Raw genomic sequence first — 22,097 nt, 5'->3', positions numbered from 1 at the left:
TTAATCCCCGTTCCTGATTCTTAAATGATAGTATAACGGGATTTTTTCCTTTAAAAAAACACAAAAACCCCGAATAAGTCCACTTTTTTTAAAGTGTCCACTATTCGGGGCTCAGTTCATGTTCAAAATAAGCCCTTTTTATATGCAACTAAATAAAGATTTCTAGACTTTCTTTGATTAAATTTTATTTCGAACGAACAGTAATTATTAAGAAATTGTAAAATTATTTAAAAAAATATTTGTATAAATATGGAGTATCTTCATCAATTCGCTTATAATCAACCGTGGGTATAAATTAGTATGATTAAACAACCGTATCTAGATAAGAAGCAAGAGAATAGCGGTTACGGTGAAAGTAGGCTCACTGTAAGATAAGAAAGAAAAAAGCGAGTATGCATGAGTTTTTTAGATAGCTAAAAACTGTTGATCATAAGATATTGAGTATTTCTGGATTCTTTAGCGTTTATTGATGAAATGCTATTAAATTAAAACTACAAATGCCCCATCACTGTAACAAGGAGTTGACGAATGGGTAAGGAAGCACTCAAGACTCTAAGAGGGAGTTGTTTTACTTATATTTTCACTTGGTAATCGTGCATCGAATGCGGCTAGCACGAATACCAATATGCAACCTCTACTTTTGGTGAAGAACCAAATAAATTGAAATTTTAAAGAAAGTGGTAAGGATATGAATAGCTTAAAAACAAAAATGGTAGCGTTGTTTTCTGTGTTAATTTTACTAATGGGGGGTTCTATTGGTTTTCTGATTATCCAGTCCTCTTCTAAGCTAGTCATTCAATCCATAAGTAAGCAAGCGACTAAAATAGGAGAATATACTCTTAGTCAAGTGGATGTAGAAAAATATAGTGTGATTTTAAAAGACAGAAAAGAAAACGATTATTTTAAACAATTACAAGACAAGTTTAAGGAAATAAGCGTAGCAAATGGTTTGAGTTTTCTTTATACAATGAGTAGAGAGAAAACAGACAGTGGATATGAATATTTTTATGTTTTAGCAGAGGATGCGGTTGCTTTAGGTGATATTGAGGAAAACGGTGCAGAGTATGACAAGATGGTGCAAGTTTTTGAGACAGGACAAACAAGTGAACCAGAATTAACCTCTGATGAATATGGGGATTTACTTTCAATCTACATACCAATTAAGGATAACTCCGGGGAAGTTATTAGTGTAATCGGCGTGGATTACAATGCAACGGATATTTTCAACTTAGAGAAAAAGAATAAGTTGAAAATGGCGCTACTTATAGGTATCTTTCTGATTATTAGTACTATTATTATTTTTGTTTTTTCAAAAATTTTAACCAAGCCTTTAGAAAGCTTAACGAAGCAAGCAAGGAAAATTTCTGAAGGAGACTTAAATTTACATGTAAGAACGGAAGGCAAGGATGAAATAAGTGTATTGTCACGTTCATTTGAAAAAATGGTTGTCGACCTAAGAGAAATTATTGCAGATATCAATTCAACAACAGTTACAATGAATGATACGACACAAGAGCTCAGCAAATTTGTGAAAACAACTGAAGAAGCTTCGGGTAATATTACACAATCGATGGAAGAAACAGCTATAGGAATAGAAAAGCAATCCGAAGAAGTGAATATTATTTTAGAAATGATGTCAAATATGATGACTTTTCTACATGAAGGAGTTGCCCAAGTAAAAAGAACTGTTGAAAATGCCAAAATTTCAACGGATACAGCAGAAAAGGGCAAGGCATCAATGCGTGAGGCCACAGTTCAACTTCATGAGTTAATTAAAACTGTAGAATCTGCAACTGAAACGGTTCAAAGTTTAGCCAAGCGTTCCGATGAGGTAGGAGAAATTATTAATGTAATTTCTGACATAGCAAATCAAACAAATTTACTTGCTTTAAATGCAGCAATTGAAGCGGCAAGAGCAGGGGAAAATGGAAAAGGATTTGCCGTTGTGGCAGATGAAGTCCGAAAACTGGCTGAGCAATCTCAATCAGCAGCCAATAAAATAATTGATTTGATTGGATCTATCCAAAAAGAGACGAATGAAACAGTGGTTAAGATGGAACAAAACTTGAAGGCTGTTCAAAAGCAAGAGCAATTGATTGACCAAGGAGACGAAGCCTTAAATGTGATTGTTAACATGGTAGGGCAAACGGAAAAGGATACGAGTCAGATGGAAGGTATCTTTAATGATCTTCAAAAAGATTCTCAAAAAGTTTTGGAAGCTTTAGAAACAATCTCAGCTGTCATTGAAGAAAATACGGCGGTTACGGAGGAAGTTGCTTCAGCTTCAAAAGATCAATCAACCGTAATTAGCCGCATAGTCGAAAATGTGCATAAAGTTGAAGGGATATCGGAAGTTCTTAAAAATAAAGTAGATAAGTTTAAATTATAAGGGACAGACACCTTGTCCTTTTCTTTGATTCCAATGGTTGGGAAACACAAGTAGAAAATAATCAAATTGACCAAACTTTTCATTGAGGTAAAAGGTTTCAGACTTTAGTGAGAAATGAAACGTTTCGATTGGGGAATTATCAGTGGGCGTGCCTTTATTAGACATGCTCTTGGTAATTCTCTTTTTTTGACTGCTCGCTGGTAGGCTTATGATGTATTTACAGAACTAGGTCTATCATTGGAGTTTCAGCTAAATACATCTTAATTGAAGGAGATATACTTAAAGCCCGTCAGATGGCTAGGGAATTAAATACTTCAGAAAGCTAAACGTTTTTTGAATAATAAAATAGAAAAATATGAACATATATTAAAATGACACGTGTTTAATCAATCTTTTTTACAAAATAATATTTATAGGTATTTTATTAACCACGCATTTTGATTAATCTTTTTTCAAAATGCGTGGTTTTCTTCTATTTGATAAACGTTGAAAACCTTCGCAAATCATTCGGGAATATTGAAATTTTAAAGGGAATAAGCATTGAAATTAAAGATCAAGAAGTTGTAGTAATTATTGGACCTTCCGGTAGCGGAAAAAGCACATTTCTACGTTGCCTTAACGGACTAGAGAACGTAACTAGCGGAAAGGTTGAAATTGCTGGGATGGAATTGACAAACCGGAGCACCAATATTTTTCAATTAAGACAAAACGTCGGTATGTGCTTCCAACAATTCAACTTATTTACCCACTTTACGATTTTGGATAATATTACAATTGGTCCCATGAAAGTTTTGAAAAAAAGCAAGCAAGAAAGTGAACAAATTGCCCGTGAATTGCTTGAAAAGGTAGGGCTGCAAGAAAAGGAAAAAAGTTACCCAGATCAGCTTTCAGGTGGTCAACAACAACGGGTTGCCATTGCTCGTGCCTTGGCGATGAAACCGAAAGTTATGTTATTTGATGAACCCACCTCTGCCCTTGATCCTGAAATGGTGGGTGAAGTGTTAAAGGTAATGAGTGATCTAGCTCATGAAGGAATGACGATGGTTATTGTCACACATGAGATGGGCTTCGCTCGCGAGGTTGGTCATCGTGTATTATTTATGGATGAAGGTTTTTTAGTAGAAGAGGGAACGCCATCTGAAATTTTTAATAATCCTAAAGAAGAGCGCACTCAAAGCTTTTTAGCGAAAGTATTGTAGCTATAATCAATTAGGCTTAAATATAATATTATGTGAATAAAACTTAGGATGTCTTAACTAGACATCCTTTTACTTTTGAGGAATTATTGAACCTTAAGCCCCAATTGTATTGTTCAACTTTTTGGAGGAAATAAAAAAGTCCGATTCTTAAGGGGTCAATTAATTAAAATAAAGGTTGATCAAAAATTCTATTTAAATAGGGATAAAGTTAGGTTTCAAAAGCAGTTTTATTCAATAGGCTGAAAACCCCAGACAGACATACCCTGAAAATTCAGTGGCGCGACCATGTAAGCCTGGGTGAAAACTGTCTCTATTTTATTCGATATCCATACACTCCGTCTGATCTAGCTCCAAAGGTAAAAAAGCATACTCTCCGTCTTTAATAATCTCACATGTACGAACTGGAATCGGATGATTAAAAATGGGCCCATCTATTACTGTGGTATGGAACTCTCCACCTTCTCCGCACGGATCAATCCCTCGAGCTTCAAGTTCCTTCACGTATTCGTGGGTTAATGTTCGCCCTAAATCGTCCTCTCGCATTCCCAATGATAAATTAACAGTTACAATAATCGTTACAAATCCTAGATTAATGAACTCTTCGACGGCTTCACGATGGTTCATTTCCCATAAAGGCATCCCAAGCTTTAATCCAGCATTTTTCGTAACTTTTTCATGCCAACAACCATGAGCAGGCATATCTAAGTCTCCGGTTACTAACACTTCTGCACCTTGATTTTTAGCTTTTTCTAAAAGGCGCATAAATACTTTTTCATAATCTGTCCAGCTTGAAGCGGCAGTATATACGGGCAAACCTATAGATTTAGCCTGGGCACGTATGAGTTCAGGAGGCATCCCATGGGATCTGGAACATTTCCCTTCTTCCTCCATCATGACGATCAGTCCAATCGCTTCTCCAACCTTAGCAGCTTTATATAGAGCTAAGACACTATCCTTGCCTCCGCTAAAGGAAGCTATAAATTTATGCCCGTGAGCACTATTTTTCCAATCTATTAATTCTGGCATTCATATCTTTCCCCTTTATTCTCATGACTTTAATTACGATCCCTGTTATTAGCCATTTCATTTTTTATGTATAAGGTTTCATAGTTCTATTTGTTTGATTTTATCACGATTGGACCTGACACATAGGATATTAATGTATCCCAATACAAAAAAACTTGAAACTCTAATGATGACGAAATAAGAAGTTCATCTCAAAAAAATTTCTTCATCCGACAGAAAAAAGATAAGTCATTCGCTAAATGAGGATTTTCTTGAAATCACTACTGAAATAAGAAAGTGATTAATCTTTTTTAAAAATGGATTTTTTTATTTATCGGTAAATTATGTTAATCCGGCATTTCTAAGTTAGGGAGTTTTTTGTTTTGGGTGGTTTTAAAAGAGCGTGCTTGGTACATCGGTTAGCTGCTATTTGTGATAGGGTGAACCATACCATAAGTAAGTCCGGTTTCATGAGTTCGGTTAATTTATAATATTGTTGAAAGTCCCTTAAGTAGATACAAACTTTAGATGGGGCAAAACGCTCAATAAAAATTTGATAATTTATGAATGGATTGAAATGAATTGAATTTTGACTATTACTCGAACAGCTTAACCGCAATGGAAATCAATCTTGCTCACAACGCAAAAACGCATTATTTAGATTCGATCCAAATAATGCGTTTTTACTTTCGGGAAAAGAACCTCTCTTTTATATTAAGAATCGAATGAGTAGTATTCTATCACTTCGCTTACATCACAGAAAAAATTGCTCCTGCTATGGTCGCAGCCTCCCTAATTAAGTCCCCATTTCCAAGTTGTTGAATTAGGCATTTTATACATATAGAATGTATATTCGGTTACACCCTCGCGTCCATATTGATAACGAATTTCGACTTCCTCATTTGATAAATACGTTACTGTTCGATAAGCAGCCTCTAAGAATAATTCACTTTGTCTATTCGAATGAGGGAAGATCGCATTTTCTACTGTTAAGTTCTGTGCTATTTCACCTTCACCAAAAATAGCATCGTATAAATACAGGTCAAAATATTCTTCAGGCGCATAATCACCAACTAGGCCATTGTTTGCAATTTCCTTTTTCTCAAAATAAATCGTATCTGTATAATTTTCATTAGCAAGCGCGACGACTTCTCCGAAAATTTTATGCACAGGTGTTATCGTCCCTGCCTGCAGAGTTTGCTCTGCTGGAAAATGATTTAGAAGAAAATATTCCCGGGCGTTTAATGTTTGTTCGTAGCTTCCTAAAATCGTATTTCCATTTTGTTTATATTGCTGAATTAATGATGAATTTAGCCGTTTACCATTAACTGTTAATTTTCCGTCACGTAACATGACTCGGTCTCCTGGTACAGCGGCGACTTCATAATAAATATCGTTAAAAATAGGAAGATGACTACTCGTATTTGTCAGTGTACGAACAACATCGCCAGGCTCATATACAACCTCATCAAATAAATTCGGCTGTCGTTCAATAACTGTGTGATAATCAGCATTATTAATTGTGAACGACTCGGGGTCAACATACTGCAAGCTTGATAATGAATCGAGCAATGGTAGTGTTGCTAATTGCTCGTAATCAATCATAGATAGTAGCTTCTTCTTATGAAGTGTCGAAATAGCCACCATATCATCAAGTGGATCATAAGGTATATATCGTCCTTCATCTGATGTAACTTGTTCGAATGGATTCATTGTAATAAAGAGAAAGAAGGACAGTGCAACCATAGCAGCCGTCACTAGTGGTATGCTCCATGAACGCTTTTTAATAGATGAATCCATCCTTTCATGAACACGTTGTTTTATTTGTTTTTCCTGCAAATCGGTATCGCCCATCATTTTATCTAATTGATTTTTAAATTTATTCACTCTGCCATCCCTCCATTTCCTCTTCATTGAAAAATTCCTTCATCTGGTGTTTTGCACGACGCAGCCTTGTTTTCACTGTGTTTTCATTGAGCTGTAAATAGGATGCAATATCGGCAATTGATTGTTCATCATAATAATAAAGAATTAATGGTTCTCGATATTTCAAGGGTAGTTGGAATATCTTTTTTTCTAACTCTGCAAGCTGTTCTTTCTCTAAAATAGATTGCTCTACACCGTTTGAATTGGCGAAAATCGTTTCAAATAATACATCTTTTTTATGTTTCCATGAACGCAAATAATCTTTCGAGCGATTGGCTGTCATCGTTGTTAAATAGGTTCTTAACGATGATTCATGTCTAAACTGCTCGCTTTTTTGAAAATAGGTCACAAACACTTCTTGGACAATATCCTCTGCGGTCGCCCAATTTTTCACATACAGATACGAAATTCTGACAAGGTAACGACTATGCTCATTCATTATGGTGTCTAAATGTTTCATTTGCCTATAACACCTTCTTACATATTGATTTGATTAGTATAACATTTAGGTGTTTTCTTTTTTTCTTCATTCAGGAAACAGCATCTCACCTTGTACATAATTAATGAATTCTTCCATCATTACGACCTCTGTCACACCAAAGCGTTTGATTTCATAGTTGGGATCTTCCATATTCGCATATCCTGTTTTCGTAGTAAAGCCGAGTAAAAAACCAAGGTCTTTCATCACTTCAATTGTCTCTTCTTTATAATGCCCAAAAGGATAAGCTAAAGAAATAGCGTTTGGGATTTCTTCAAGGTTTTTGCGTAAGTCTACTTCTAACTCTTCCGCAGATACTTCCATTAGCTTACCGACCTTTGTTTCTTCATTTAAAATGTGCAAATCAAATGTATGCGCCTCATAAATAAAGACATCTGACATGATTGCCATCTCTTCTTCCGTGAAAAATTGTAATTTACCTTCTGAATCAAACGTTTGAATGCCTTCTGTGCGATGCGTTCTGGACGAAATAATATGTTGAATTGCTCTAAATTGATGCTTTTTTAATAGCGGATAGGCATATTCTTTTGTCGATAATAATCCGTCGTCAAATGTAATTAACACCGTATTGATAGGTAAAATTTTTCGCCCTTCTTTGTATTCATACATTTCATGTGAACCAATCGTCTTAAATTGATGGGCTGCTAAATAATCCATTTGCTGTTCAAAAGATTCCGCAGATATCGTACTTGTCGTTTTCTTCATTAATGCTTTCGGTAAAATGTGATGGTACACAAGCACGGGTATTCCTTCATCTAGTTGAACCGTTTGTTTATGTATATAGCCCGATCGTTCTCCCACTTTTATAAGAAACCAGTCATCCACTTGACCCACTATCGGATAACGAAAGCCTACATCAAGTTGTAATAGTTGAGGACTTTTGTTGTTTGGTGCTTCATAGACCATTGTTTGAGCTGTCGTTTTAATTGCGCCACTAACTTCCGTATTGATCATCGATTTTAGTGATTTCTTTTGAAATACTGTGCCTATTTTTTCTACATAGACCGTTACATGTCCAAATAGTAGTTCATAAAAATTCTCTTTTTCTTGTACAATCGTAAATTCTACATTCGGCTCAAGTTGTCCGATTTTTATGAGTGAATCTTCTTTAATATAAAACGGCTGAGGATCATTAAAAATCACAACTTGTTCAAATTCCTTTGTTTGAGGAATTATATTTATCGATTTCACGATTTCCATATGTTTAACTTGTTCGAACTCTTTTTCATTTGCTTCTACTCTTTCCAAATTATCTAGTAAACCTAAGCTTTCAATTAATACACTTCCTATAAAAAGGATTAAGATTGTAATATAAACGTATTTTTTCATTTTGTCCTCCACATTGCTTCTTGAATTTAAGCAACGTACCGACGGAAAATTACAAAATAAGTTTCAAAATTTATTAATTTTTTTAGTGGATAAGAAAGTATAACTTTCCCATCTACATAAGTAAGGGCATCAACTCGCCTCATTTTGGGCGAGTTGTGTCTTTCTAATAGACTTCATTTATTTATGGAGCATTGGGAGGTATTTTGTCCTAAAAAAAGTTGGATGACTCACAAGGAAACTTAGAAGTGAAAAATGAATTATTACACTGAATTTCTACCACGAATTATGCATGACTTAGAACGAGTGAATCAATTAGAGAATTTAAGTAGAGAAGTGAGGTTGCCTTTTCTGCTTGGGTTAGTGGAAGGGAATTAACTTAATGACCAACAGCAAAAATATGCTACAGTTTCATGAGTGGAGTAAAGAAAAAAAATTAGAATTTAGGCAAATTAATATTATTGAATCAATCATCGTCGGCATTTCAGTAATAAGATATGCAAAATCCAAGAATAAACATGACGGAGTAATATTGATGTTCGATAGAGAGTTTCCGGAAGTGAAATTTGATTACGGTAGACGGCATTAACTTTAAGACTTTTGATGCGTAGTGTTCTTGGAAATATTGAGTTTAAAAGTGAAGACATTCTTTACTCCTTCATATTGCAAAAATTATGTACCAAGGTTTCTATTGAAATATTAAACACAGCCCATACAGAGCTATCAAAAGAATATTTAAAAGAAATTAAAAGCAGTCACTCCTCAAGTTAAAGGTACAGGTTAAAGCAATTAAATAGATTGAAATATTATGGTAGCTTTTAGATACATAGTACCAACTATAATAGAAATTTTTCGTTGAGTTTTATGCACCATTAGTTGGAATAGTAGTTGGATTTTTTATTCATATCTTCATATTACTTATAAGAATTTCAATAAAATTAAACAAACTTCTGAATAGATTAGAGGATAATGATAATTGAAGATGAAAGTTCGTGAAATACTACAATTAAAGTAACGGGGGTTTTATTTAATTGTTCGAATTAAGCATGGTGAAGAGTAATTGTAAACTGTTTAATATCGAAATGTATAAGGGACAAACTGTGCATCTTTCTTGTTCAATTAACGTAAGCAGGTTAGTGAAAGAAGAAGAGGATTATATTTAATTTTGGAGGTTGGAGTATTAAATGAAAAGAATACTAGTTTGCTTAAGTTTTATGTTTATTCTTGTTGCTTGTTCAAACGAAAATGGAGACAACTCAACAAAGGAAGTTGATATTACGAAAGCGTTTGTAGAAGAAAATGCAGAGGTTGGTTTAACTTATAGTGAAGTAAGAGAGAGATTTGGAACAGAGGTACTTGCCGATGAAGTTGATAATGCGGAAACTTGGCTATACGATTCAACGCAATATAGCGATTTTGAATATAATCAAAGTTTAAAAAGTATCGCTTCTGAAGAAATTAAATCTGGTAATCTTGAATATCAATTATATATTAACTTTATTGAAGAAGAAGCCTTTATGTACTCTTACTTTTATTTAGGGGGAGACGGAAAAGTATGGCAATATCAAGTAACTCCTGATAATAAAACTTTAAATAATCCTGTCAGTAATTAAACTAACGGGTGCCTTCGTTTGTTATAAAATATGACTTTAAAAGTTCTTTTTATCAAACTTTGTTCAATGGCTGCAGGAATAATATATCGAAATAACCCGCTCCTTGAGGTATTTCTAACTTAGGGAGTTTTTTGTTTTTGGATGGCTTTAAAAGAGCGTGCTTGGTAAATCGGTTAGCTGCTATTTGTGATAGCAAGCAAGAACCAGCTCATAAGTAAGTCTGATTTTCCCAAAAACTAATAGGAGAAAAGGTATGTGAACAGAGTTGTTTTGCATACCTTTTTAGAGGAGAGGGGTTCCACAAAGCTGTTAAATTAAGAGGCAGCCCCACTTTAAAAGATGATGTTAAATATCCTTTTATATAGAAATGAGCCAAATAAAATCATCCTCAGCAACCATTTGGATATCCTGGCCAAGGTTAATTAACTGTTCAGCTTTTAATTGTTTCGTACTTATACTAGGACGTTTTTTTCCTAGAATAAGAAAATCGGTCTCCTTTGTAACAGCCCCCTGCATAATCCCTCCACAGGCCCGCACTTTTTTCGCAGCTTCTGAACGTGTCATAGTGGAAAGGGCCCCAGTAAAGACGAGTTGTTTATTATTAAATGGGTGTATTAAGCGTTCGGTTGGGTCAGAGAGCAAGATGACGTCTGTGTTGTTTTTATTTTTGTTCATATTGATTCTCCTTGATTGAATGGAAAGATTTCTACCTAATTATAGGCGAGATTGATTGATTCGAGAGGATTTTAGTAACAGAAGGTGGTATACAAAGGAAGATCCCTCACGACGTAGACTCACGGCTGCAAAATCGTACTTTCTCGTAAATAAGTAACGTTATATTGAATGGCCAATTGTTGTAAAAAGCAAAGAAATGTTGGCATATCACAAGTGTTGAGCAGTTGTTCGTATGTTTGCTTTTCTTCGGGTGTGGCTACTTTACGGAAATAGCCCCACATGTGCTGGCAGGCATTGCGCATGCTGCCTTCTGTTGGCGTTTGTTGTAGCGCAGCATGGATCAATTGTTCAATTTGTTCATGGGCCAGCTGTTCACGCATTGCCTGCCGAATTAGGTTATAATGCTTTTGGCTATGGAACATAACACGGTATTTTTCTTCACGCCAAAATTTATCTGTTAGTTGACGTTTCATACAATCCACCTCTCAAAAAATACCCATTTTAAATCTATTGCTAGTTAATTTTAATATAAAACATCAATTTGGATTAATCGAGTATATATTTTTTTATAATGTATCTAAATGTCGGTATAACAGCGGTTTTTTCTAGAGAAGCATTTGTCGGAAGGTTGTATTTAAAAAGATTCATTTGACGTTTTCCTTCATATTCTATATTATATGGAAGAAAAGAATGCCCGGACTAGAACGGGAGAGGTTCATAGCTGATACCCTCTATAAAAAACTATGGAAACATGACTATTCGCCATGTCCATATCGGACGTGGCTTTTTCTGTTTTTGTATATTTTTTATAGAATGATTGGTGAAGCCTCTCTTGAAAAGTGTTGGGAAACATTTTACAAGGAGGTTTTTTTATGTCTGGCCGTAGCCATGAAGAAGGTTTAAAAGATTTAACACTATTAGGTAATCAAGGTACTAAATATTCATATGATTATGCACCCGAGGTATTGGAGTCAGTGGATAATCTACATTCGAATCGGGATTATTTTGTCAAGTTTAATTGTCCAGAGTTCACGAGTTTATGCCCACTTACAAATCAACCCGATTTTGCAACGATGTACATTTCATATATTCCAAATCAAAAAATTGTTGAGAGTAAATCACTGAAATTATATTTATTCAGTTTTAGAAATCATGGGGATTTCCATGAAGATTGCGTGAATATTATTATGAACGATTTAATTAACTTACTTGATCCAAGATATATTGAGGTTTGGGGGAAATTTACTCCACGCGGGGGTATTTCGATTGATCCTTGGTGCAATTACGGGAAGCCGGGAACGAAATACGAAGAAATAGCGAATTACCGTTTAATGAACCACGATCTGAATCCAGAAAAGATAGATAATCGATAAATTAAAGAGGTCAATCTAGAAAGAGGTTTTTAGCTACCCTCTTTAAAAAACTAAGAAGAACAGCATTTTTCTTAGAATGCTGTTTTTTCGTTATAAGGGAGTTTTCACAGATGAAGCAGGAAAAAGCAATCGTTGTGTTTAGTGGAGGTCAGGACAGTACGACTTGTCTGTTTTGGGCAAAGGAACGTTTTAGAGAAGTTGAGGCAGTGACATTTGATTATGGGCAAAGGCATGTTCTTGAAATTGAATGTGCGAAGAGTATAGCAGCCGAGCTAGGTGTCAAACATCATATTCTTGATATGTCACTCCTAAACCAGCTCGCTCCGAATGCATTAACACGAGATGACATAAAGGTTGAAGACGGAAAAGATGGCGAGCTTCCATCAACTTTTGTGCCTGGGAGGAATCTGCTCTTTCTTTCCTTTGCAGGTGTTTTAGCGAGCCAAGTAGGAGCTAAGCATATCGTGACCGGAGTTTGTGAAACGGATTTTAGCGGATATCCAGATTGCCGAGATATTTTTATTAAATCCTTGAACGTCACGTTAAATTTATCGATGGACGATACCTTTGTGATTGATACTCCACTCATGTGGCTGAACAAGGCACAGACATGGGAGCTAGCGGATCAGCTTGGGGCGCTTGAGTTTGTTCGGGAAAGAACGTTAACTTGTTATAACGGTGTAATTGCAGATGGTTGTGGTGAATGCCCGGCGTGTAAACTGCGAAACAAAGGGCTTGAAGAGTATAGAAGTTCTAGAAAGGAGTCTTAAGGCATGACGAATTTTAGAATTGTCGATAAGCTCCAAAAAATAGATGAAGATATTCATAGGGATCAATTGAACTATCATGCAAAGCGTGTGCTTGTGAGCAAGGAATTTACCTTCGATGCTGCCCATCATTTACATAATTATGAGGGGAAATGTAAAAATCTGCACGGCCATACGTATCGTGCTGTATTAGGACTAAGTGGGTACACGGATGAGCGCGGCTTGATGATTGATTTTGGCGATATAAAAGAAATTTGGAAACAAAAAATAGAGATTTATTTGGATCATCGTTATTTAAATGAAACGCTTCCCCTGATGAATACGACAGCAGAGAACATTGTTGTATGGATGTACGAAAAGTTAGCTGAAGCCTTGCTTGAGGAACAGCGATATACGGGGGCGCGTGTCGAATTTATCAGGCTGTATGAAACTCCGACTAGCTATGCTGAAGCGAGACGGGAGTGGATGGAAGTTGAGTAAGGTACCCGTTATAGAGATTTTTGGGCCGACGATTCAAGGTGAGGGAATGGTCGTGGGTCAAAAGACAATGTTTGTCCGGACTGCTGGTTGTGATTATGCCTGTTCATGGTGTGATTCCTCATTTACGTGGGATGGCAGTGGCAAGCATCTTATTGTGCAAATGACAGCACAAGAGATTTGGGCTGAATTGAAACGCCTTGGTGGCAGCGGTTTTTCATTTGTCACGATTTCGGGCGGCAATCCTGCGCTCCTGCGAAATTTAGACGCGCTCATTGGTATTTTAAAAGAAAATGAGATCAAGGTCGGAGTGGAGACGCAGGGAAGCAGATGGCAAGAGTGGCTGTATGAGGTTGATGAACTGACACTTTCACCAAAGCCGCCTAGTTCCGGAATGACGACAGACTATTCGGTGCTCACTGATATCTTAGAAAAACTTCAAAATCGAAACAGCGCGCAGCATATATCCCTTAAAATAGTCGTTTTTAACCAAGAGGATTATGATTATGCTAAACAAATTCACCTTCGATATCCAACCATTCCTTTTTATCTCCAAGTCGGTAATGATGATATCACGACGATGGATAATTCACGTCTCATCAGCCATTTATTAGAGCAATATGAAGCGCTCATTAATAAAGTGATTTTGGATGAGGAATTAAGAGATGTCAAAGTACTGCCGCAGCTGCATGCCCTTGTGTGGGGAAATAAAAGAGGCGTATAGGGAGCAGTTATAAAACTGTCTCTAAATTTACTAGAGGAGTAACATCATGAGAATATTATTTTATTTATTATCTATTGTCATCGCTAATGTAATAACGGCAAGATTTGCGCCATTACAGTTTGGAATGTTTATCGTTCCAATGGGGACTCTTATGATTGGGGCGACCTTCATTTTCCGGGACCTTGTGCAAAATAAATATGGTAGAGCAAAGACGTATTTATTTATTTTAATAGCGTTAATCTTATCCGCTGTGGTTTCCTTCCTACTCGGAGATACACTATTGATTGTTGTTGCATCGGCAATTTCATTTGTTGTCGCTGAAACAGCTGATACAGAGATTTATACTCGATTAAAACTTCCAATGGCTTGGCGTGTGTTCTACAGCGGAATTGTTGGAGGATTTTTGGATTCGGTTATTTTCGTAGTAATTGGCTTGAGTCCACTTGGCGCCAACATACTGCCTTGGGAAGCTGTACCGGCTGCCGTTTTGGGGCAAATTATTGTGAAGACGACTATTCAAATGTTCGGTGCACTGATTTTGAATCAAGTACATGTAATGAAAGAAAAACGTCCTATATCAGAATAAATCTTTTAATTAGACCTATTCACATTGGTGAATAGGTCTTTTTTGATATATTACCCTTTGTTAGGAATAATCGGTGTGCTTCTCGTATGTACTAAATCAAAAGACTACGGAGAATACATCGCTAAAATTAATGCTTGAACATAGGCGTTAATAGAGGGATTTAGTAAATATAGCAAAGTGGTAGAAGGTAGAAAATTCGTGTATGAATAAACTTTTGTTTTTGTGAAATAATAATTTATGTAACATTTATGAAATTCGTACGTCTAAATACTTTGAAGTCTAACTTGTAGAAAAGGGGAGTACATAACAATGAAAAAGACAATAATCTATCTTATGTTAACAATGGCATTAGGATTGGTGATTACAGGCTGTTCTAATGATAAGTCATCTACAATCGAGGCGAAGTTACCTGCAAAAGAAATGGCAGATCAAATGGTGAAGGAAGTCGAACAACCTATGCTAATGGAATTGCAACCAGATCAAGTGAAGGAATTTTACAATATAGACCCGGAAATGCTTGATGAATATTCGATTAGAATACCGATGATGAACGTAAAGACAAATGAAATTGCAATTTTGAAAGTGAAAAATGCTGAAGATATCCCTGACGTGGAATCAGCGGTAAAGCAAAGAGCGGAAAATGTGAAAAAGCAATTTGAAACATATCTTCCAGACCAATACGAAAATGCAAAAAACTATAAGCTAATTACGAAAGGCAACTATGTGTTATTAGTTATCTCGGAAGAAGCAGACGCACTTGTAAAAGTTTATAATAGTCTCTTTGACCAAAAATAAACGGCAATGGTATTTAGCAGTCTGCTATTTCTATTTTTGTTTTTGCCAGCTGTATTAGCACTTTACTATTGTTCACCAAAGATGATTAGAAATCTAATCTTATTTTTAACCAGTCTTATCTTTTATGCCTGGGGTGAACCGGTTTACATTATTATTATGTTGGTATCGACTTTTACGGATTACAGCTTCGGGTTGCTACTGGATAGACCTAATTTGAGTTCCATGAAACGAAAGTGGATTGTCGCCTTATCTATTATTGTTAACCTGACACTGTTATCTTATTTTAAATATGCTGATTTTCTTATTCAAAATGTAAATGCGTTGCTCGGTACAAATATCCCTTTGACCGAGCTTCCTTTACCTATTGGGATATCATTTTACACGTTCCAATCCATGTCTTATATCATAGATGTGTATAGAGGGACCGCTAAAGCACAACGGAATTGGATTGACTTCGGAACGTTCGTCGCCTTGTTCCCTCAACTTGTTGCAGGTCCAATCGTGAAATATAGCACGATTGCGGAACAGCTCCACAAGCGATCGGAAAATATTGAGATGTTTGCAGAGGGCATTCGACGGTTTATTATCGGACTGGCGAAGAAGGTATTACTAGCCAATAATATCGGGCTGCTTTGGCACGCCATCTCGCAATCAAATGCAGATGCTATGCCTGCATTAACGGCATGGCTAGGTATCATCGCATTTGCATTCCAAATCTATTTTGATTTTAGCGGATATTCAGACATGGCGATTGGTCTTGGCCTCATGTTTGGTTTTCGATTTAACGAGAATTTCAACAAGCCATATATTGCGCAGAGCATTACCGACTTCTGGAGGAGATGGCATATATCGCTCAGTAGTTGGTTTCGAGAATACGTCTACATTCCACTTGGCGGCAATCGGCGAGGGTTAGCCATTCAAACACGTAATATCCTAATTGTCTGGATGCTTACAGGATTTTGGCATGGAGCAAGCTGGAACTTTATTTTATGGGGATTGTATTTTGGCGTCATTCTCATTTTCGAAAAGTGGTGGGGGTTATCATTACTTCTTCGTGCACCACGTTGGATCAGACATCTTTATGCCATCATCCTCATTCTGATTGGGTGGGTGCTATTTGCCTTTGACCAGCCACACTTAATTGTTGATTATTTGCGTGCCATGGCGGGATTCAATCACCAAGCGCTTTGGAATAATGACACGCTTTACTTGTTTTATACGAACGCAGTTTTATTCCTAGTATTGGTTATCGCCTCTTTATCTCAGAAGCAATGGGCAAGAGAGAATGAAATGTCGCTTTTGCATGTTGTTTGGTATGGATTTCTCTTCTTTCTTTCCATCGCCTATTTGGTAGACGCTACCTTTAACCCATTCTTATATTTTCGTTTCTAGGGAGGTAGAAAATCATGAAGCAGAAAGCAGAGCGATTTTTGGTTATTGGGTTTGTTGGAACATTGTTTCTAATCTCTCTGTTATTTTTCATTTTGCCTCATCAACGTTTCTCCAATCTGGAAAACAGATATTTACAAGGTGTCCCCCATCTAACTTGGGATAACGTATTGTCCAATAAATATGCAGAAGAGGCGGAGAGTTTCGTAACGGACCATTTTCCTTTCCGAGATAAGTGGCTTTGGATAAAATCAGCTGCTGAACAATCTCGTCTGCAGCAAGAGAATAATGGGATTTATAAAGGGCAAGATGGCTATTTATTTGAAAATTTTATCAAACCGGATTACAAAAAGGTTGAGCAATATACAGATTCGGTAAACGAATTTGCTAACAACCATCCGGAAGTGAACATGATGTTTATGCTAGCGCCTACATCGGTGGGTCTTTATCCCGAACGTTTACCATGGTTAGCACCGTCTTATTCACAAAAGAAGGTGAATGACTATATTGGTGAGCAACTTGCGAAAGAATTAACTTTTATTGACGGCTTTGATTTCCTTAGTCCCCATGCTTTTGAATCAATTTATTATCGTACGGATCATCATTGGACGACGTACGGAGCTTATTTGGCGTATGCTGCCTATGCGGAGAAGAAAGGGTGGCATCCTCTTTCCCAAAGTGACTTTTTGATTCAAACCGTGAGCAATTCGTTTCTAGGGAGCTACCATACAAGGAGTCAGTTTAGTGGATTAGCACCGGATACCATCCAAGTCTATAGTCCTCGTAAGCTCATTCCTACAGAGATGTATATCGCGGATACGAATCAAACGATGACGAGTATGTATGATTCAAGTTTTCTTGCTAAGAAGGATCAGTATTCCTATTTCCTAGGTGGTGTCCATGCGCTGATGACGATTACAACCAAGCTCAATTCACAACAGATTGAACAGGATAAGCTGCTAGTCATTAAAGACTCGTATGCGCATAACGTAATCCCATTTCTCACAAGACATGTACCAGAAATTCATGTGATTGACATGCGGTATTATAACGGCAGTATTGCTGATTATATGTCCAAGAATGGAATTAATGACGTGCTATTTTTATTTAACACATCTACCTTAGTTGATGAAACAGCTCTTTTGAAACTAAATAACTAGGCATTTAATTGCAATAGCGTATAATTGTCGTAAATGTATTGCAAAATGAACAACAACCTCATTTATTTACATCACGGTGATCCGTATCATCAGGAAGTGACGTTAACGGTAATAGAAAAATTTAATGTTCTTCGTTTGAAAAAGAACGTTTATCATATTAGTTAATAAAAAACCTTGAAATGGACAAAATACACTATGAGGAGTATGGATGAGGGAATGAAACCTTTTCTGTATTTTTCAAGACATATCAAATCCATGAGGAGGAGCGCTATGCCTAATGTAGAGGTGAACTGTACTGTATCGAATTGTGTTTTCCATGTAGAAGGAAATGTTTGTGGGGCTGAAAAAATTGAGATCAATATGGATTACCAATCAAAAAACAAAAAGAATACAGAGTTTGCTTCCGATTTTGATTTACGGACTATGCCTGAAGAAGCGAGTAAGTCTTCAGATACTTGCTGTAAAACGTTCATATCTAAAGAAGAACGCTGAACGTAATTTGACTTATGGATTAGGTGGCTTAAAAGTATAGACGATTTTGGTCTATACTTTTTTAGTGCAAAAAAGTATCATTTTCCCACCCACATAAATAAGGACATCAGCTCACCCTAATTTTTGGGGTATGTTGCATGTATTTTAGGGCTGCTAAAGGGAATCGTGTTCCGGAGTTCGAATACTTACAGTAAGGGCAGAAAATAGGGGGAATAAATTTGGCCATTTCAATTGGAATTGCAACTATAGATGATTTTGAAGCGGTTAATGAAATTGTTAAAGAAGGGCATGAAGAACATGTCGAGGCTTTGCCAAACGTATTTAAAAGTGTAGCTCAAGTCATGCCAACATCTTATTACCAGGAATTATTAGAAGACAATTGTAGTGAAATCCTAGTGGCTAAAGAGGGACTAATAATTGTTGGATTTGCAGTTATGAGTATGGAAAAGTCGCCTTCTTTCGATTCTTTAGTAGAAAGAGAATATGCTTATATTAATGATTTTGGGATTAAATCCGGTGAGCAACGAAAAGGAATTGGCAAAATATTATTTGAAGCATGTGTTAGTTGGGCAAAAGCAAGAGAGGCTAGTTCACTAGAATTAAATGTATGGGAATTCAATGAAAAGGCAATGTTATTCTATGACTCTTTTGGAATGGAAACGATCAGTCGGAAAATGCAAATAAAATTTTGAAAAAGCGAGCCTTATTTCGAAAATCCATAAGCAAATAGAGATGATTCAAAAAGTATAAAGCCAGTGCTATTGTTATTTCCATCAAATCCTAATGCAACAAAATATGGTATATCATTAAATGTTTAGTGTGGGTACTGTATGACAAGGCTAGATGTAGATTTAGCGCTTTTCAATGGCCCGACTGCAGTTTAATTTTCACAAGGAAAGAAGGCATCTATATGTTAGACAGGTTGAATGTCCGGCTCCAAAAGTTGATGCCGATTTTGACGCCGCTTAGTTTGGTGATTGGTGTGCTGATTGGGGATGTAGGGAGTCAGCTAGTTTTTTTAGTGCCAGTGCTTTTTGCGTTTATGACGTTTGCAGGAAGTTTGAGTTTGAATTTTACAGGGTTGCAGAGCTTTCAGAAGTATCCTGCTGTTATTTTATTAACGATTGCTTTTTTACATATTGTCATGCCAGTTTGGGCGTACTTTGTGTCAACGGCGCTGTTTGATGATCATTTACTGACGATTGGTTTTGTGTTGTCTGTAGCTGTTCCAACAGGGGTGACGAGTTTTATTTGGATTAGTATTAGTCGTGGGCATCTCGCGCTTGGTTTATCGATTATTTTAATTGATACGCTCCTCGCTCCAATTGTGATGCCGGCCTTAGTGCATCTTGTTGTTGGGCAAGCCATTGAAATTGACACGGCATCCCTAATGCTTGATTTATTATGGATGATTGTTCTCCCGTCGATCGTGGGTGTGCTCTTCAATGAATGGACAAAAGGGGAAATTGAGAAAACGCTCGGGAAAACACTCGCGCCATTTTCAAAAATAAGCTTATTTTTAATTGTTATGATTAATAGTAGCGTCATTGCCCCATATGTTAAAAACATTTCGTGGGAAACGCTTGGTGTCATTTTAGTTGTATTTTTGCTTGCTGTATCTGGCTATGCAATGTGCTTATTGATCGGACATATTTTATGGAAGAAGGATGCAAGTATTATTACGACATTTATTTTTACAGGTGGCATGCGCAATATTGCGGTTGGTGTTGTTGTGGCAAGCACGTATTTTCCTTCGAAAGTAGTGATGCCCGTTGTATTCGGCATGCTATTTCAACAAATATTGGCATCGCAGTTTAGCCGAATTCTTGAGAAGTATAAAGCGAAATACGCCCCAGACGCAACTTAATAGAAAAAGGTTCTGTCCGTTCTTTCTTATTTTCCCCATTAATCGCTAGCTTTCTCTGATGATGTTTACGCTCCAATAATATTGTGGTACATTTTGGTAGATTTTAAAAAGGAGAGGTGACTCGGTTTGGGTAAGTTAGTTATTTTGACAGGTTTAGATGGTAGTGGAACAAGTACGGTTGCGGAACAGCTACATTTAGAAGATAAAGGTTCTTCATTATTAAAATCGCCACCGGTTCCTTTTTCGGTGAACCGAAATGAGATAGATGAAAAGGTTTATCATGTTTCGCCAACCGCTCATTATTTATATTATTTAGCATCGAATGTATATTTAACGGAGCTTATTAATGAAAAGATGAGCCAAAATGACGACAATATTTATTGTGTTCGCTATTTTATTGATACAGTCGTTTCGCATCGAGCAAAAGGTGTAAATGCAGCGTATGAGCATGAGACAGAGCTATATTCGATTCGTAAGCCGGATTATATTTTCTATTTAGATGTGGATGAAAATGAGCGTCAGCTGAGATTGGATGAAAGAGGTAGAGGTTTTTTAGACAATCAGTTAGATGATGACCAGCTTCGCCAACGATTTTTAGAAGAGTTTAATGCGCTTGAAAGTGAATTTATCCGCATTTCAACGACAAACCGTGACATTGCGGAGATCATACAAGAAATCCAAAGTTATCTTCAATAGTAAGAGGAACAACTGTACATACGGAATTTAAAAGGGGACCTAATATCTATTAAGATGTTAGGTCTTTTTCTAGGTGTCCCCATTAAACGGAAAAACTTGTATCCACTATGCTAAGTTTAACTGCCACGACACGCCGAAGCGATCCTGAATCCATGCAAATTTTTTCGAAAAGCCGTAATGGTCAAGTGGCATTAATATTTCACCGTCTTGTGTTAATTTTTCGGTTAAATCTTGAATTTCTTCTTCTGAATCACACTCGATAAACAGAGATGTAGACGGGGTAAATGTAAAACCGTGTTGGATAGAACTATCATTAATTAAGATTTCATAGCCGTTAATATTTAGTACGGCCATCGCTATAAGTTTATTATCCTCTTGGTACGCTTTATGAACTACGATGCACGCGGGGAACCATGCCTCATATTGCTGAATTGCTTGATCTGCATTTCCTTGAAACATTAAAAACGTTCGAACAGATTTCATCGATTTCGCTCCTTTTCATAGGCAGTAATCCACTGCTCAGGTGTTATTTTTTCAAAAAGCTCCTGCAAAAGAGAAAATGGAATCTTGTGAGGATTTGTAAAGCGAATACAACTTTTCCCCATATTTAATTTTGTCGGGACTTGCTGCTGATAGTTTTCGGTAAACCAATTCAATAATTCCTTGTTTGCATAGATGCCCATATGATAAATGGCAATATGCTTTTTTTGTACACCAATACTAATAAACGGGAGTGGTGTATTAGGCGTCACATGATAGCCGCTTGGATATGTAGCAAGTGGCACAACATAGCTAATCATATTGTACAGAAAACATTTCTCAAATCCTATTGGCAACGTATTGTCTAATAGTTCTACTAATTGCGCATAGGCGTCCTTCCATTTATCATCCATCGAATCAACGTAATGCTGCATGTCCATAAAATCTGCTCCTTTCTTCGTTTACAAATATAGTCTCATATTATCCAAATAACCCCTAATATTATATCCCGCATCTGCTCACTCTTTTTCACCAATCCTCTCATTCCTGATTCAGTAGAAGCCGGTTGTAATTAAGGTACTAATTTTATTGTTTTATTGGAATTATCTAAAATATGACGAATTGGTAGTAAAAGAGAAGAAAAAATACTATCTTTGCAG

At 36.5% G+C, this 22,097-nt stretch carries 23 protein-coding genes and 2 riboswitches; of the genes, 15 read left to right on the top strand and 8 right to left on the bottom strand.

All coding sequences use genetic code 11. The annotated features are described in order from the left end of the window. The first annotated feature begins 688 nt into the window (after window positions 1–688). On the top strand, window positions 689–2,389 hold the full coding sequence (locus MHH87_RS17100) for a methyl-accepting chemotaxis protein (protein ID WP_340750552.1): 1,701 nt from the start codon (window positions 689–691) through the stop codon (window positions 2,387–2,389). A 476-nt stretch (window positions 2,390–2,865) separates the two neighbouring features. Further along, complete coding sequence (locus MHH87_RS17090; RefSeq protein WP_340750550.1) at window positions 2,866–3,588, top strand: amino acid ABC transporter ATP-binding protein; 723 nt, start codon at window positions 2,866–2,868, stop codon at window positions 3,586–3,588. Between the two features lie 315 nt (window positions 3,589–3,903). Here the strand turns inward: MHH87_RS17090 and MHH87_RS17085 are convergent, their stop codons facing one another. The 4 genes from MHH87_RS17085 to MHH87_RS17070 form a co-directional block, all read right to left on the bottom strand. Beyond that, complete coding sequence (locus tag MHH87_RS17085) at window positions 3,904–4,614, bottom strand: Dph6-related ATP pyrophosphatase (protein WP_340750547.1); 711 nt, start codon at window positions 4,612–4,614, stop codon at window positions 3,904–3,906. Window positions 4,615–5,385: 771 nt separating this feature from the next. After that, a complete protein-coding gene (locus MHH87_RS17080; RefSeq protein ID WP_340750545.1) occupies window positions 5,386–6,480 on the bottom strand; it encodes a S26 family signal peptidase in 1,095 nt (364 codons plus the stop codon). Further along, window positions 6,473–6,979 carry a sigma-70 family RNA polymerase sigma factor gene (locus tag MHH87_RS17075; RefSeq protein WP_340750543.1) on the bottom strand — a complete coding sequence of 169 codons (507 nt, stop codon included), beginning with the start codon at window positions 6,977–6,979 and terminating at the stop codon, window positions 6,473–6,475. The genes MHH87_RS17080 and MHH87_RS17075 overlap by 8 nt, the downstream gene beginning before the upstream one ends. A 66-nt stretch (window positions 6,980–7,045) precedes the next feature. Continuing rightward, window positions 7,046–8,347, bottom strand: coding sequence for a polysaccharide deacetylase family protein (locus MHH87_RS17070; protein WP_340750541.1), 1,302 nt, complete (start codon window positions 8,345–8,347; stop codon window positions 7,046–7,048). Window positions 8,348–9,528: 1,181 nt separating this feature from the next. On the opposite strand from MHH87_RS17070, the gene MHH87_RS17065 reads away from it, so the two are divergent. Beyond that, window positions 9,529–9,957, top strand: coding sequence for a PhoU family transcriptional regulator (locus MHH87_RS17065; RefSeq protein WP_340750539.1), 429 nt, complete (start codon window positions 9,529–9,531; stop codon window positions 9,955–9,957). Between the two features lie 357 nt (window positions 9,958–10,314). Here the strand turns inward: MHH87_RS17065 and MHH87_RS17060 are convergent, their stop codons facing one another. Both MHH87_RS17060 and MHH87_RS17055 read right to left on the bottom strand, forming a co-directional pair. Further along, a complete protein-coding gene (locus MHH87_RS17060) occupies window positions 10,315–10,632 on the bottom strand; it encodes a BRCT domain-containing protein (RefSeq protein ID WP_340750537.1) in 318 nt (105 codons plus the stop codon). A gap of 119 nt (window positions 10,633–10,751) precedes the next feature. Further along, window positions 10,752–11,105, bottom strand: a complete 354-nt coding sequence (locus tag MHH87_RS17055; protein WP_340750535.1) for a YbgA family protein — start codon at window positions 11,103–11,105, stop codon at window positions 10,752–10,754. Between the two features lie 231 nt (window positions 11,106–11,336). After that, window positions 11,337–11,383, top strand: a riboswitch (PreQ1 riboswitch). Between the two features lie 121 nt (window positions 11,384–11,504). Between MHH87_RS17055 and queF the strand changes: the two genes are divergently transcribed. From queF to MHH87_RS16995, 12 genes are all read left to right on the top strand, one after another. After that, a complete protein-coding gene (queF, locus tag MHH87_RS17050; RefSeq protein WP_340750533.1) occupies window positions 11,505–12,005 on the top strand; it encodes a preQ(1) synthase in 501 nt (166 codons plus the stop codon). A gap of 16 nt (window positions 12,006–12,021) precedes the next feature. Further along, window positions 12,022–12,065: riboswitch (PreQ1 riboswitch) on the top strand. A gap of 50 nt (window positions 12,066–12,115) precedes the next feature. Further along, window positions 12,116–12,775 carry a 7-cyano-7-deazaguanine synthase QueC gene (gene queC / locus MHH87_RS17045; RefSeq protein ID WP_340750531.1) on the top strand — a complete coding sequence of 220 codons (660 nt, stop codon included), beginning with the start codon at window positions 12,116–12,118 and terminating at the stop codon, window positions 12,773–12,775. A gap of 3 nt (window positions 12,776–12,778) precedes the next feature. Further along, window positions 12,779–13,252 (top strand): 6-carboxytetrahydropterin synthase QueD, encoded by a 474-nt coding sequence (queD, locus tag MHH87_RS17040; RefSeq protein ID WP_340750529.1) that lies wholly within the window; start codon window positions 12,779–12,781, stop codon window positions 13,250–13,252. After that, window positions 13,245–13,973: a 7-carboxy-7-deazaguanine synthase QueE gene (gene queE / locus MHH87_RS17035; RefSeq protein ID WP_340750527.1), complete on the top strand. Its 729-nt coding sequence runs from the start codon at window positions 13,245–13,247 to the stop codon at window positions 13,971–13,973. Before queD ends, queE begins: the two co-directional genes overlap by 8 nt. Before the next feature lie 46 nt (window positions 13,974–14,019). After that, a complete protein-coding gene (locus tag MHH87_RS17030; RefSeq protein ID WP_340750525.1) occupies window positions 14,020–14,559 on the top strand; it encodes a VUT family protein in 540 nt (179 codons plus the stop codon). A gap of 309 nt (window positions 14,560–14,868) precedes the next feature. Beyond that, a complete protein-coding gene (locus tag MHH87_RS17025) occupies window positions 14,869–15,354 on the top strand; it encodes a DUF4358 domain-containing protein (RefSeq protein WP_340750523.1) in 486 nt (161 codons plus the stop codon). A gap of 6 nt (window positions 15,355–15,360) precedes the next feature. Continuing rightward, on the top strand, window positions 15,361–16,746 hold the full coding sequence (locus MHH87_RS17020) for an MBOAT family O-acyltransferase (protein ID WP_340750521.1): 1,386 nt from the start codon (window positions 15,361–15,363) through the stop codon (window positions 16,744–16,746). Between the two features lie 14 nt (window positions 16,747–16,760). After that, window positions 16,761–17,903, top strand: a complete 1,143-nt coding sequence (locus MHH87_RS17015; protein WP_340750519.1) for a DHHW family protein — start codon at window positions 16,761–16,763, stop codon at window positions 17,901–17,903. 270 nt (window positions 17,904–18,173) lie between these two features. Beyond that, on the top strand, window positions 18,174–18,395 hold the full coding sequence (locus MHH87_RS17010) for a DUF1540 domain-containing protein (protein WP_340750517.1): 222 nt from the start codon (window positions 18,174–18,176) through the stop codon (window positions 18,393–18,395). Window positions 18,396–18,613: 218 nt separating this feature from the next. Next, window positions 18,614–19,087 carry a GNAT family N-acetyltransferase gene (locus tag MHH87_RS17005; RefSeq protein WP_340750515.1) on the top strand — a complete coding sequence of 158 codons (474 nt, stop codon included), beginning with the start codon at window positions 18,614–18,616 and terminating at the stop codon, window positions 19,085–19,087. 218 nt (window positions 19,088–19,305) lie between these two features. Beyond that, window positions 19,306–20,262, top strand: coding sequence for a bile acid:sodium symporter family protein (locus MHH87_RS17000; protein WP_340750513.1), 957 nt, complete (start codon window positions 19,306–19,308; stop codon window positions 20,260–20,262). Window positions 20,263–20,388: 126 nt separating this feature from the next. Beyond that, the gene (locus MHH87_RS16995; protein WP_340750511.1) at window positions 20,389–20,958 is read left to right on the top strand and encodes a hypothetical protein; all 570 of its coding nucleotides are present in this window, start codon (window positions 20,389–20,391) and stop codon (window positions 20,956–20,958) included. A gap of 105 nt (window positions 20,959–21,063) precedes the next feature. Here the strand turns inward: MHH87_RS16995 and MHH87_RS16990 are convergent, their stop codons facing one another. Beyond that, window positions 21,064–21,441, bottom strand: coding sequence for a VOC family protein (locus MHH87_RS16990; protein ID WP_340750509.1), 378 nt, complete (start codon window positions 21,439–21,441; stop codon window positions 21,064–21,066). Then, window positions 21,438–21,878, bottom strand: a complete 441-nt coding sequence (locus tag MHH87_RS16985; protein ID WP_340750507.1) for a DUF1801 domain-containing protein — start codon at window positions 21,876–21,878, stop codon at window positions 21,438–21,440. The genes MHH87_RS16990 and MHH87_RS16985 overlap by 4 nt, the downstream gene beginning before the upstream one ends. Window positions 21,879–22,097 lie beyond the last annotated feature (219 nt).

Source organism: Solibacillus sp. FSL H8-0538 (genome assembly GCF_038003525.1).
In the GTDB taxonomy this organism is placed as follows: Bacteria; Bacillota; Bacilli; order Bacillales_A; family Planococcaceae; genus JBBOPI01.
The sequence above is the reverse complement of the archived record's forward strand: the minus strand, read 5'-3'. Positions and strand labels throughout refer to the sequence as shown.